Here is a 13,486-nt window from a genome sequence, read left to right as displayed (position 1 = left end):
GGCTTATTTCACCGCGGGCCAGATCGATCCCAAGGCCCAGATGTGCAAGTCGTGCACCTGGGCTGGCGCGCCTTCGGCAAACAGCGCCAGCCCGTGAGCGGCAGGATCGGGGAATATCTGGCTGGTCAAGACGGTCTCGCCCTCGCCGGCAAACACCGTCACCGATGCGCTATCGACCAGGATGCGCAAACTGAGCTGTCCTTGGCGCAGCGATACCGGCGCAATCTGCCGACCGGCAAACTCGGGGTGGAAGGCATGTTCGCCGGCATGGCTGCGATCGAGGTACAGGAGCCCGAGCGCGCTGTCATAGCCGACTTCGGTGTGCCTGCCGTCGGCGCCGCCACGCAGACGCACGCCGGCGCGACCGGCCTTGCCGGGTTCGAGCCGCAATTCCAGTTCGATCGGCCCGGGCTTGTCGGCCAGTGCGATCGGTTGGACCCCGGCCGCCACGTCCAGTGTGGGCGCGCTGTAGAGCAAGTCCGAGCGCAGCCGCTTGAACTCGGCGATCGGTTGCTGGACCAGTCGCACGCGGCCATCGAGGGTGCGCAAGGACAGTTCGCGCGGCACCGATTGGGCGCTGCGCCAGGGCGCGGTCGGCACCTGTTGTGCGTACGTCCAATTGCTCATCCAGCCGGTCAGGTAACGGCGGCTGCCGGCGACGCCGTTCCAGCTCACCGCGGCATAAAAGTCGGCCCCATAGTCCAGCCATTGAACTTGATCGCCGGGCCGCGCCGTCGCCACCAGCGGTGAGCGCGCCGCGCCGGCATCGGGCACCGGCGTATCGGCCACAAAGCGGGTCCCGTCAAACGCGCCGATGAAGTACTGGGTGCCGGAGCCGCCTGCCGGGCCGCCGGGATTGAGGCTAATCACCAGCACCCATTTGCTGCGCGTGGCATCGCCGTCGACCGGCAGTTCGAACAGGTCGGGGCACTCCCACACGCCGCCGACCGCGTTGCCCGGGCCGAATTCGCTCATGTAGTCCCAGTGCAGCAAGTCTTTCGAGGAGTAGAGCAAGGCCTTGTGGTGGGTCGGCAAGGCTAGCACCATCACCCACTTGCGCTCCGGCGCGTACCAGAACACCTTGGGATCGCGGAAGTCGCGGAACTCGTCCCCATACGGGGCCGGCGGCAGCGCGATCACCGGATTGCCGGCGTACTGCACCCAGCTGCGGCCACGGTCCAGGCTGTAGGCGAGCGATTGCGCCTGCGTGCCCGCGCGCACCGACAGGCCGTTGGCCAGCGACAGCGCCTGGGGATAGACACCGGTGAACAGCGCGACCATGGCAGGGTGGCCGGGCCGGCCCAGGCCGCTCGTATTGGCCGCGTCGACCACCACGCTACCGGAGAAAAACATGTGCGTGAGCATACCCTTTTCATCCTTTTCAGCCAGCAGCGCCGGCGCCAGTTCGTCCCAGTGGACCAGGTCGGTACTGACCGCGTGCCCCCAGGACATGTCGCCCCAGGTGTTGCCATTCGGGTTGTATTGATAAAACAGGTGGTATTCGCCGTCGTGATACACCAGGCCGTTCGGATCGTTCATCCAGTTGTGCGCCGGCGAATACGACAACTGCGGGCGATATGCCTGGTGATAGGGCGCCGTTGGCGGCGTGGACCGGGTGGCGCATCCGGCGCTCAGTAGCGCGATGCCGATGGTCAGCAGTTGCATGGGCTTTCTTGTTTTCATCGATGAGTTCCTGGACAGGTTGTTCAATAACGTGGCGACGGTCGCTGTCGAGCCGGCCATTACAACGCTTGCTGCGGCGCCAGGCCGGTTGAGTGCCGACAGGTCGGCCTGGCCCAAGTCGTACGGCTGAACAGCGGCCGCGCCACACGTATCGCTTAGGCGGCATGGTTTTATCTAACGTTGTCATCCCTGGCAAATGACGCCAGGACGGTATGCCGGGGAAGCGGGATTGATCGCCCGTTTCGCCATGCGCGACATAGCTTTTGGTGAAGCGCCTGCAGTTTCGGCGGTACCGCGCACGGTGGGCACGGTTGTCTCCTTCGCACGATAATTGTCTATCGTTGTCATTTTGGTCCATGATATGCAAATACGCCTGAGAAGTCAATCGATGACGTTGTTGCCGCCGGCATGGGGCTGCCGGGGGAGATGGAAGGCGCGTAAAGGCAAGGTCAGGGCTATTGACTTTGATTATGGTGGCGCGTATACTCGCCAAAAATGACAACGATAGACAGTTGTCGCCACAGAAAATATTGGGAGATCGCAGTGGCTACCATTCATGATGTTGCCGAGAAGGCCAATGTCTCGATCAAGACCGTATCCCGCGTGATGAATGGCGGGGCCGACGTGTCGGAAAAGACGCGGCTGCGGGTCGAGCGTGCCATGGCCATGCTCGACTTCGCGCCATCCGCGGCCGCCCGCTCCCTGCGCGGCATGCCCGCCGGGCTGGTGGCCGTGGTGGCCGACGAGATCACCACCACTCCCGATTCCTACGAGATCATCAAGGGCATCCAGAAGGTGTGCGACCAGCAGGGCAAGATCCTGCTGATCGGCGAGGCCGGCGGCCGGCCCGGGGCGATTCACAATCTGGTGGCCAGCTTCCGCGCGCACCGGGTGGAAGCCATCCTGTTCGCCACCCAGTCGCACCGCCAGACGATGCTGGAGGCGACGCTGGGCAGCACGCCGGTGGCGCTGGCCAACTGCTACGAACCCTATCCGCGCTATATGCAGATCGTTCCCGACGACGAGGAGGGCGGCTACGAAGCGGCCCGCATGCTGCTCGACGCGGGACATCGCGAGATCGCTTTCCTTCAGCTCGTTCCCGGTATGGTGGCGACAGGGCTGCGCCTGCGCGGATTCCAGCGGGCGCTACGCGAATACGGCGTGGTGGCCCATCCCGAGTGGCTGCTGCACGGCGCTGAACCGAGCCAGCATGATGAGTTCTCCCATCTGTCGGAAACGCTCGACCGGCTGTTCCAGGGCGAGCGCCAGCCGACCGGCATTCTGTGCGGTAACGACAAGATGGCCATGCGCGTAATCTTCCTGCTGCAGGGCCGCCAACTGCGCATACCGGAGCAGGTATCGGTGGTGGGGTTCGATGATTTTCGCTTGATCTCCGAGGCGCTGCATCCCGGACTGAGCACGGTCGCGCTGCCTTACCGCGAGATCGGCGAACTGGCCACCCGGCACGCGTTGGCGGGCGGTGTCGCCCAGGCGTTCAGCATCAAGGTGCCGTGCCTTCCCGTCCGGCGCGGCACGGTCGCAGCGCCCGCCACTGGCAGGGCGGTGACATGAGGGGCGCCTGCCTGGCCGCCTGCCTGCTGCTGCCGGCGCTGGCGGGCGCCGCCCCGACGGAAATCCGCGCCTGGCGGCACGATACGGGCGACGCCGAAATGGCCGCCAGCAAGGCCGCCGTGGCGCGCTTTAACGCGTCGCAGCGGCAATGGAAAGTGGTCATGGAGGCCATCCCGCAAGGTTCGTATGAGCAGGCTATCGGCGCCGCCTCGCTGGTCGAGGGTTTGCCCTGCGTACTGACGATGGATCAGCCGAGCGTGCCCAATTTTGCCTGGGCCGGCCATGTGCGTCCGCTCGATGGCCTGCTGCCGGAGGCCAGCATCAACGCGCTGCTGCCTGGCGGGCGGGGCACTTACCAGGGCCGGACCTACAGCGTCGGCCAATTCGACGTGGTGCTGGCGCTGTTTGCGCGGCGCTCGGCGCTGCTGGCGCTGCGCGCGCGCGCGGCCACCATGGAGCAGCCCTACAGCGCCGCAGAACTGCGCGACATCCTGCTCAAGGCCCGGCGTGAGGGCCGCTATCGCTATCCGTTGGACCTGAACAGCGGTTACAAGGCGGAGTGGCCCAGTTATGCGTTTTCGCCCTGGCTGCAGAGCGCCGGTGGCGACCTGATCGACCGGCGCGATTATCTGCGCGTGGACGGCGTGCTCAATGGTCCCGACGCGGTGCGCGCCGCGCGGTATTTTGGCCAGCTGTTCAGCGACCGCCTGGCGGAGCGCAATCCGGCCGACGACCAAGCGTTCATACAGGGCCGGGCGCTGTTCCATTACACCGGCTCGTGGGCCGCTGGCGCGTACCGCCAGCGCTTCGGCGACGATTTGCTGGCGATGCCGCCACCGGATTTCGGCCAGGGTCCGAAAGTCGGCGCCGGTTCCTGGCAATGGGGGATCAGCCGTTCCTGCCCGACGCCGCAAGGGGCTGCCGCCTTCCTGGCCTTTCTGGTCACGCCCGCCGAAATGGCCGCCGTATCCAACGCCACCGGGCTGGTGCCGATGAGCGAACAAAGCGCGGCGCTGAGTGACAACTACCGTCCCGGCGGTGCGTTGCGGTTTTTCTACGAATTCGCCCGGCGCTACGCCGTGGTGCGGCCTGCCACGCCGCTTTACCCGGCCATGTCGTCGGTGTTCGCGAAGGCGCTGAGCGATATCCGCAGCGGCAAGGATGCCGCCGAGGCGCTCGACGAGGCGGTCGAGGCAATCGAATACAACATCGCGCGCAACAAAGGCTACGGCTTGCAGGCGCCGCACACCGGAACCATGAAATGAAATCCGCTTCCTCCCTTGGCCAGGACAGCGCATGGTCGGCGGCCTTGTTTGTCGCCCCCGCCATGCTGCTGTTCCTGGTGTTTTTGCTGCTGCCGCTGATCGTCGCGGCGGGCGCAACCTTGAGCAATCACCGCCTGGTGTCGCCGCAGCCAACCGAGTTCGTCGGCCTCGATAATTTCCGCCGCCTGCTGTCGCTGCAAGTGGTCGTCGTCGAACCTGTCGCCGCCGACGGTGCGCCGCGCTACCCCGGCTGGCGCGCCGTGCGCGCCGCCCAGCCGCGCCTGGACGGCTATCGCGAAGCGTTCCGCCTGCAATTCGGCCGTACGCGCGTGGTGCTGGCGGCCACCGACCCGCTGTTCTACCGCTCGCTGGCGAACACCTTCCGGTTCGCGGCGATGGCGATGCCGCTGCAATGCGCCATGGCGCTCGGTCTGGCCCTACTGGTCAACCAAAAAGTGCGTGGACGCGGCTTTTTCCGCACCGTATATTTTTCGCCCGTCGTGACCTCGATGGTGATCGTCTCCATCGTCTGGTCCTTTCTGCTGAACACCGATCGAGGCATGATCAATGAGCTTCTGCGCGCCGTGACCGGCGACGGCAACGCCGGTCCCGACTGGCTGGGCGACCCGGCCTACGCGCTGCCCGCCATCGCCGTGATGTCGGCCTGGCAGGGCGCCGGCTTCCAGATGCTGATCATTCTGGCCGGCCTGCAGTCGATCAATCCCGAACTGTACGAGGCCGCGACGTTGATGGGCGCCAACGCCTGGCAGCGCTTTGTTTACGTCACGCTGCCGGGCTTGCGCAACACCTTGATTTTCGTGTTGCTGTCGACGACCATCATGGCCTTCGGCCTGTTCACTCAGGTCGACGTGATGACGGCCGGCGGCCCGCTGGACTCGACCAGCACCGTGATCTACCACGCGGTGCGCACCGGCTTCCGCGAGCAGGACGTCGGCTATGGTTCGACCGTGGCGCTGGTCTTCTTTGTGCTGGTACTGGCTGCCACATTGTTGCAGCGCAAGTGGTCGTCCCAAGAGGCGGCCGCATGAGGCCGCTGATCGCGCGCCGGCTGCGCGCGCTGGGCATGGGCATGGTGATGAGCGCCATCGGCCTGCTGTTCGCCTTGCCGCTGCTGTTCATGTTTGCTGCGTCGTTCAAGAGCGACACCGCGATCTTCAGGGACTTGAGTAGCTGGACCGCCTTGCTGCCCGCGCCGGACTGGTCGCTTGTCAACTATCGCGCCGTGTTCGAGAAAAGCGAGCTGCCCACCTTCATGCTCAACTCGACGGTCGTCGCCGCGCTGACGGTCGCCGGCGGCATTCTGGTCAACAGCATGCTGGCCTTCGCGCTGGCGCGGCTGCGCTGGAAAGGACGCCAGGCTGTGCTGACGCTGGTGCTGGCGATGCTGGTGGTGCCGTTCGAGGTGATCGCCATTCCCTTGCTGTCCGTGGTGGCGCGCCTGCCATGGCCGGGCTACGCGCATGGTGCGCTGCTGCTGCACCACGGCTGGTTCAACAGCCTGCAGGTGCAGATCGTGCCCTTCCTGGCCAACGCGTTCTGCGTCTTCCTGTTCTATCAGTTTTTCCGCGACATCCCCGCGGAGCTGGACGAGGCGGCCAAGATGGACGGCGCCGGTCCGTGGACCATCTACTGGCGCATCATCATGCCCAACAGCGGTCCCGTGATCGCCACCGCCGCCATCGTGCTGTTTCTCGGCGCCTGGAACCAGTACCTGTGGCCGTCGATGGTCATCCAGGGCGCCGCGCTGAGGCCGGTGCAGCCGGGCATACAGCAGTTCTTTGGCCGCACCAACTCCTGGGGACAGATCATGGCTTACGCCTCGATCATCACGCTGCCGGTGCTGGCCGTGTTCATGGCCTGCCAGCGTCGTTTCGTGGCGTCGGTGCTGGGCTCGGGCATCAAGGGTTAAACCATTTACCACCAGGAGCATAGACGATGGCATTAAAGTTGGACGACAAATATATCTGGGATTTCTGGCATTACGCCGAGCAAGGTGAGCAGCATCTGTTCTTCCTGCAGGCCGACAAGGCCATCGGCGATCCCAATCTGCGCCACTGGAATGTGTCGATCGGCCATGCCGTGTCCGGTGATCTGCGCGACTGGCGTTACGCCGGCACCGTATTCGGCCCGGCGGCGGAGCCGGCGTGGGACGATTTCACCACCTGGACCGGTTCGGTCATCCACGCCGAAGGCCGCTACCACCTGTTCTACACCGGCACCTGCCGTGCCGAGCAGGGCCTGCGCCAGCGCATCGGCCACGCCGTCTCCGCACATATCGGTGGCCCATGGCAGCGCGTCGGCAGCGGCCTGGCGCTGGATCTGGATACCCGCCACTACGAGGAGCACGACGCGGCCGATCCGCAATGGCACGACCGCGCACTGCGCGACCCGTATGTATTGGCCGAGAAGATCGACGGCATGTACCACATGTTCTTCACCGCGCGGCGGCCGGACGGCCCGGTCTATGGGCGCGGCGTGATCGGGCATGCGGTGTCGGCCGACCTGGTGCATTGGGAGGCGACCGCGCCCGTTTACCAGGGCGGACATTACGGCCAGCTCGAGGTGCCGCAGGTGTTCGAGCGCGACGGCCGCTGGTACTGCACCTTCTGCAACGTCCGTGAACACTGGATGCCGCATATGCGCGAACAGCAAACGGGCGGCGTATCCGGCACGCATTACCTGATGGCATCCGATCCGCTCGGGCCGTGGGCGCCGGCGCCGGGCTTCCTGGACGGCGACGCGCCATGCCGCCGCTACGCCGGCAAAATCCTGCCCGACCCGTTGACCGGGCAGGACAGCCTGATGGCGTTTGTCGACAATGCCGCCGACGGCCAGTTCGGCGGATTCATCTGTGATCCGATGCCGTTGCGGCGGACCGATGGCGAATACCGCGTCGCCGATTTTTTTGCCAAGAAATGACAACGTGAGACATTTTATTTTTTTCCTGCTTAGGGCGGCTCCGGCCGGGCATGGCGGCGTGCAGCGTGTCGCGGTGATCGGCGATCCGGAGGATCGCTTCCAGGCGCCGCAGGTAGGGCGGCCGGCCGTGACGCACTGACAATAACAGCGGAGACAACAATGGCAGAAATCATATTGCAAGGGGTGGCCAAGACCTACCCCGGCCGGCTGGCCCGGCAATTGCTGAATAACGTCAGCCTGGAGATCGGGGATGGCGAGTTCGTGGCGCTGGTCGGTCCTTCCGGTTGCGGAAAGTCCACCTTGCTGCGCATGATCGCCGGCCTGGAAGACGTCAGCGGCGGCGAGATCCGCATTGATGGCGTGCGCGTCAACGAGCTGGCGCCGGTCAAGCGCGGCCTGTCGATGGTATTTCAAAACTATGCGCTGTACGGCCACATGAGCGTGTTTGAAAACATCGCCTTCGGCTTGCGCCTGAACCGCACGCCGCGAGCGGAGCTCGATCGTCGGGTGCGCGATGCGGCCCAGCTGCTGCAGATCGACCATCTTCTGGAGCGCCGCCCGCCGCAACTCTCGGGCGGACAGCGCCAGCGGGTGGCGATCGGTCGCGCCATCGTGCGCGCGCCGCGCGCCTTCCTGTTCGACGAACCCTTGTCCAATCTGGACGCCGCGCTGCGCGCCGACATGCGCGTCGAGATCGCCCGGCTGCACCGGCGGCTGGGTGCCACCATGGTCTACGTCACCCACGATCAGGTCGAGGCGATGACGCTGGCTGACCGCATCGTGGTGCTGGGGCCGGACGGTGTCCAGCAGATCGGCGCGCCGATGCGCTTGTACGAGCGCCCGGCCAACCTGTTTGTGGCCGGCTTTATCGGCAGCCCGAAAATGAATCTGTTCGCGGCCCGGCACGACCAAGCGGACCGGGTGGCGGTGGGCGACGCCACGCTGCCCTGGCGCGCGGCCGACGGCGCGGCCGGCCACGGCGCCGTGACGGCCGGCGTGCGGTCTGAACACTTGCTGCTGGCGGCCGACGGTCCTTTGCGCGCGACATTGCAACTGGTCGAGCGCCTCGGCGCCGAATCGCTACTGCATCTGTCCGTGCCGGGACTGGCGCAAGCGCTGGTCGCCAGCGTCAAGGAGGAGCCGCCGCCGGAAGGCAGCGCCGTGCGGCTGGCCGTGCGGCCCGGCCGCCTGCATCTGTTCGACGCGGCCGGCACGCGTATCGCCGCCGCCGGCGAGCAGGAGGCGCGGCCATGATCGTCGTCTGTGGTGAAGCATTGGTCGACATGTTCGTCGATGCCGGCGAGCGCTTGACGGTGGCCGCGCATGCCGGCGGTTCGCCGTTCAACGTGGCGGTCGGGCTGGCGCGGCTCAGGCGGCGCAGCTGCTTCTTCGGCGGCCTGGCCGGCGACCCTTTCGGCCGCTATCAAATCGGCGAGGAGGAGTGCTGGCGCGCAGTGCCGGCGGCGCAAGAGCAGTGAGCGCTTGAATTAAATGAAGTTGCAACACCGTAGTACGTTTCGCCTGGTCTTTTTTTTGTCAATCGCAGCTATAAGAACTAATGGAGATGAACATGAAACAATCCGCATTCAATCGCGCCGCGCTGGGGCCGGTATCGGCCCTCTCGCTGGCGATCGCCGGCGCGCTGATGTCGCCGGCCTGGGCGCAGGACAATGCGGCCGCGGCCAAGGTCGCGGTCGATGACAAGACTTCCGACGCGCTCGGCATGGACCGCGTGGTGGTAACCGGCACCTCGCAAGCGGCGTCGAAAATGCGCAGTTCCCTGTCGGTCACCGACATCGGACAAGAACAGATCAAGGACTTCGGCGCCCGCTCCGAGTCGGAAGTGCTATTGCTGATTCCCGGCATTCAGACCGAGGCTGGCGTCGGTCCCGGCGGTAACGCGAACATTTCGGTCCGTGGTCTGCCGATTTCATCGGGCGGTTCCAAGTATGTGCAGCTGCAGGAAGACGGTCTGCCGACCGTGCAATTCGGTGACATGAACTTTGGCAACAACGATTACTGGATCCGCTTCGACAACAACGTCGACTCGATCCAGACGCTGCGCGGCGGTTCCTCGTCGGTGTTCGCCTCGCACGCTCCTGGCGCGGTCATCAATTACCTCAGCAAGACTGGCAAGGAAGACGGTGGCTCGATCGGCCTGTCGCACGGTATGAACTATGTCGAGACGCGCTTTGACGGCGACTTCGGCGCGCATCTGGCGCCAGACCTGTACTACCACATTGGCGGCTACTATCGCGAAGGCGAAGGCGCCCGTCACACCACCCCGAATGCGCTGCAGGGCTATCAGTTCAAGGGCAATATCACCAAAGAGTTTAACGGCGGCAAGGGCTATATCCGGCTCAACGTCAAGCTGCTCAACGAGCATGCACCAACCTCGCAGGGCTTCCTGAGTGCCAGACAGAACGGCAACAATATCGGCAGCTTCTCGCTGCCCCCTGGATTTGACGGCGCCCGCGATTCGCAGTACTCGATCTACAACAGCACGATGTCTGGCATCGATCCGCTGACCCACCAGCTATATACGTCCTCGCTCGTGGACGGCATCACGGTCAATTCCAAGTCGCTCGGCTTCGAATTCCATAACGTCCTGGAAAACGGCTTTACGGTTGACAACAAGTTCCGCGTATCGCAGAACGCGAATGCCTTCCAGGTACAATTCTGGAATCTGTCGACCCTGTCGAGCATGCTCAGCAATTTCGGCTCCGGCGCCACGTATGCCAAGTACTACAACGGACCGAACGTCGGCCAGGTCGTCACCGAGGCCAATCTGAAGGCCGGCCTGGTGTCGCAGAGCGCAGCGATCCACACCACCAGCTCCGACATGGGCAACCTGGTCAACGACCTGTCGCTGTCGAAACTGTTCAAAACGTCGTTCGGTTCGGTGGAGGTGCACACCGGCTTGTACCATTCGACGCAAAACGTGGTTCAGCGCTGGTCGATCAATGATCGCGTGACGGAAGCCGGCCAGAACGGCGCGGTGCTCGATGTCTACGACGCCGCCGGCATCGCCTTGACCACCGCCGGCCTGACTGGTTACAACAACGAGTGGGGCGGTTGCTGCGCGCGCGACGTCGACGCCAAGTTCACCACCAACGCGCCGTACCTCGGTTTGAACGCGTCGGTCGGCGATTTCGATCTGGACGCCGGACTCCGTCACGAGTCGTTCTCCGCCAACGGCAGCTACGTTGCCGGCACTGCGGGCGCCAAGGATGTCAATGGCGACGGCATCATCACCGGCGCCGAGAAGAACGTCTACCTGATCGATCCCAACGTGCCGCGCGGCCTGGTCGATTACACGATTCACTACAACAACTACTCGCTCGGTGTGAACTACCGCATCAATAAGGACTTGAGCATGTTCGTGCGTAACAGCAAGGGTTATCGCGCAATCGCCGATCGTTTCTTGTTCTCGTCGAACATCGACGCCGTAACCGGCAAGCTGACCGCCGGTGGCCAGTCTTCTGCGCTGGCGGCGGTCAAGCAGAGCGAACTGGGCATGAAGTACCGCGGCCGTGCCGACTGGGGTAATTACGGCCTCGCCGCGACCTTCTTCCACTCGACCACGAACGAGTTCGACTTTGACCAGGGGCGTCAGGACGATCCGGCCAAGCCGGGTTATCAGGGACCCAAGCTCAATGTCCTCGGCTACAAGGCGAGCGGCGTGGAACTGGAATCGGGCGGTTCGATCGGCAATCTGGCGCTGGTCGCCAACCTGGTGTACTCGGACGAGACGATGACGTCCAACCAGGGCGATCCTTCGCAGGTCGGCAAGACTTCGGGGGGCACGCCCAAAGTGCGTTACACCATTTCGCCGCGCTATCAGATGGGACCTGCGGTGGTCGGTATGACGGTGCGTGGCCAGAGCGAAGTGTTTGCTGACAACAACAACGTCGTGAAGATCAACGGCCACTACATCGTCAATGCGTTTCTCAACTACGACTTCGGCAACAACATCGTCGCCTCCCTGAATGCCAATAACCTGGCAAACAAGATCTACCCGACCAGCGGTGGCGGCTTCGTGAACGGTTCGACCACGGTGTTCGCCGGCGGCGGGGAAACTGGCCGCACCATCAGCGCATCGCTTCGCTACAACTTCTAATGGGTAAAGCGCCGGTTGAGCGCGGTATGACATTGCGCGCAACCGGCGTTGAAAAGGGACCTAACGCAAGCTTGATAGTCTAATTCTCAGTACCAGACAGAGGAAGCATCCATGCATACACAAGACCGCAGGCTGCGCCGCATCGTCATCGTCGGCGGCGGCTCTGCCGGCTGGATGGCCGCAGCCGCCCTTTCTGCCGCTGTGGGCAAGGGCTGCAGCATCACATTGGTTGAATCTGACGAGATCGGCACCGTCGGGGTAGGTGAAGCGACCATCCCGCCGATCAAAATATTCAACCAGATGGTGGGCATAGATGAAGTGCAATTCCTGAGGCGGACCCAGGGCACTTTCAAACTGGGCATCCAATTTCTCGACTGGGCGCAATCCGGTCAGCGCTATTTCCATCCCTTCGGCCCCCACGGCATCCAGTTCGACCTGGCGCCACTGCATCAGCATTGGTTACGCCAGCGCGGCCAGGCCGGCGCCTTGCCGCTGGATCAGTACTCGATGGCGTGGGCGGCCGCCAGCCGGGGCCGTTTTGACAAGCCGTCGCGCGACCCGCGTTCTCTGCAATCCTCGTTCGACTATGCTTATCATTTCGACGCCACGCTATACGCCCGCTTGCTTCGGGAAATATCGGAACAACGCGGCGTGATCCGCACCGAGGGCAAGATCAGCCACGCGGTGCTCCGCCCCGAGGATGGTTTCATCAGCACGGTCTGCCTGTCCGACGGACGCGAGATCGAAGGCGACCTGTTCATCGATTGTTCGGGCTTCCGCGGCCTGTTGATTGAAGAGACCTTGCACACCGGTTACGAGGACTGGAGCCAGTGGCTACCCTGCGACCGGGCCATGGCGGTGCCCAGCGCAGCCACTGCCGAACTGGAGCCATACACGCGCTCGACCGCGCGCAGCGCCGGCTGGCAATGGCGCATCCCGCTGCAACACCGCACCGGCAACGGCTACGTATACGGCAGCGCATTTCTCGGCGATGATCAAGCGGCCACCACCCTGCTCAGCAACCTGGACGGTAAGGCGCTGACCGAACCGCGCCCACTGCGCTTCACCACTGGACGCCGCAAGCAATGCTGGAACAAGAATGTGGTGGCCCTTGGCCTAGCGAGCGGTTTTATGGAACCACTGGAATCGACCAGCTTACATATGGTCCAGTCAGGTATATCCCGATTGCTTGCGTTGTTCCCGGACCGCGACTTCGATCCACTGGTGACAGAGGAATTCAACCGCATCGCGGCAAATGAATCGGAGCGCATACGCGATTTCCTGATCCTCCACTACAAGTTGACCTCGCGCGACGACTCGCCGCTGTGGCGCTATTGTGCCGCCATGCCGATACCGGACACGCTGCGCTACAAGATCGATCATTTTCGTCGCTATGGCCGCCTAATTTCGGATGGCCAGGAATTGTTCGGCAATGCCTCGTGGCTCGCGGTGCACATTGGCCAGCATAACCACCCGGAACGGCACGATCCACTGCTCGACCTCCGCGGCGCAGGCAGCGCCCACATGCTGGAGCGGCAACACCAGGCAATGGCGCGCGCAGCGCAGGCCATGCCCAGCCACGCCGCCTTCATTCGCCGCTATTGCGCCGTAGAAGACTAGAGTGATTGTCCGACCGCATCCGTTCCAGACCTTGGACAAACGGGTGCCAGCGGCCGCATCTACCTGCCCATGCTGGCTGGCCAGCGCTTCACCGTGATTGTGGCTGCGCCATCAATCAGAAGCTGGTGCGCACGCCGGGATAGCCGGTCAGCCGGTCTGTACAAAATAATTTCTAACTGCACGCATGCTGGCTTTCCAGGACTGTGCAAAATGAATTTTGTGGCGTGGAAATCAGCGTATTGCTGGCAGAGGCGCTGCGTTTGTAATGCAGCTTCCTGGTCTTTGG

General features: G+C 63.9%; 11 protein-coding genes. 10 read left to right on the top strand and 1 reads right to left on the bottom strand.

Annotation, left to right across the window (positions count from 1 at the left end; all coding sequences use genetic code 11):
• Positions 1 to 3 precede the first annotated feature (3 nt).
• Complete coding sequence (locus tag ACEN9O_RS29665) at positions 4 to 1,665, bottom strand: glycoside hydrolase family 32 protein (protein WP_495615365.1); 1,662 nt, start codon at positions 1,663 to 1,665, stop codon at positions 4 to 6.
• A gap of 561 nt (positions 1,666 to 2,226) precedes the next feature.
• On the opposite strand from ACEN9O_RS29665, the gene ACEN9O_RS29660 reads away from it, so the two are divergent.
• The 10 genes from ACEN9O_RS29660 to ACEN9O_RS29615 all read left to right on the top strand — a co-directional run bounded on the left by ACEN9O_RS29660 (position 2,227) and on the right by ACEN9O_RS29615 (position 13,200).
• A complete protein-coding gene (locus tag ACEN9O_RS29660; RefSeq protein WP_495615364.1) occupies positions 2,227 to 3,255 on the top strand; it encodes a LacI family DNA-binding transcriptional regulator in 1,029 nt (342 codons plus the stop codon).
• Complete coding sequence (locus tag ACEN9O_RS29655; RefSeq protein WP_495615363.1) at positions 3,252 to 4,520, top strand: sugar ABC transporter substrate-binding protein; 1,269 nt, start codon at positions 3,252 to 3,254, stop codon at positions 4,518 to 4,520. The genes ACEN9O_RS29660 and ACEN9O_RS29655 overlap by 4 nt, the downstream gene beginning before the upstream one ends.
• A complete protein-coding gene (locus ACEN9O_RS29650; RefSeq protein ID WP_495615362.1) occupies positions 4,517 to 5,569 on the top strand; it encodes a carbohydrate ABC transporter permease in 1,053 nt (350 codons plus the stop codon). The genes ACEN9O_RS29655 and ACEN9O_RS29650 overlap by 4 nt, the downstream gene beginning before the upstream one ends.
• Complete coding sequence (locus tag ACEN9O_RS29645; protein ID WP_495615361.1) at positions 5,566 to 6,450, top strand: carbohydrate ABC transporter permease; 885 nt, start codon at positions 5,566 to 5,568, stop codon at positions 6,448 to 6,450. Before ACEN9O_RS29650 ends, ACEN9O_RS29645 begins: the two co-directional genes overlap by 4 nt.
• A gap of 26 nt (positions 6,451 to 6,476) precedes the next feature.
• Positions 6,477 to 7,460: a hypothetical protein gene (locus tag ACEN9O_RS29640; protein WP_495615360.1), complete on the top strand. Its 984-nt coding sequence runs from the start codon at positions 6,477 to 6,479 to the stop codon at positions 7,458 to 7,460.
• Between the two features lie 4 nt (positions 7,461 to 7,464).
• Positions 7,465 to 7,599 (top strand): hypothetical protein, encoded by a 135-nt coding sequence (locus ACEN9O_RS29635; protein ID WP_495615359.1) that lies wholly within the window; start codon positions 7,465 to 7,467, stop codon positions 7,597 to 7,599.
• Positions 7,600 to 7,619: 20 nt separating this feature from the next.
• Positions 7,620 to 8,714, top strand: a complete 1,095-nt coding sequence (locus tag ACEN9O_RS29630; protein ID WP_495615358.1) for an ABC transporter ATP-binding protein — start codon at positions 7,620 to 7,622, stop codon at positions 8,712 to 8,714.
• Complete coding sequence (locus ACEN9O_RS29625; protein WP_495615357.1) at positions 8,711 to 8,938, top strand: hypothetical protein; 228 nt, start codon at positions 8,711 to 8,713, stop codon at positions 8,936 to 8,938. Before ACEN9O_RS29630 ends, ACEN9O_RS29625 begins: the two co-directional genes overlap by 4 nt.
• Before the next feature lie 92 nt (positions 8,939 to 9,030).
• On the top strand, positions 9,031 to 11,580 hold the full coding sequence (locus ACEN9O_RS29620) for a TonB-dependent receptor domain-containing protein (protein ID WP_495615356.1): 2,550 nt from the start codon (positions 9,031 to 9,033) through the stop codon (positions 11,578 to 11,580).
• Between the two features lie 111 nt (positions 11,581 to 11,691).
• Positions 11,692 to 13,200 carry a tryptophan halogenase family protein gene (locus tag ACEN9O_RS29615; RefSeq protein ID WP_495615355.1) on the top strand — a complete coding sequence of 503 codons (1,509 nt, stop codon included), beginning with the start codon at positions 11,692 to 11,694 and terminating at the stop codon, positions 13,198 to 13,200.
• The last annotated feature ends 286 nt before the right edge of the window (positions 13,201 to 13,486 follow it).

The sequence above is a fragment of the Duganella sp. Dugasp78 genome, from assembly GCF_059491455.1.
This window is presented reverse-complemented; position numbering and strand designations above follow the sequence as displayed.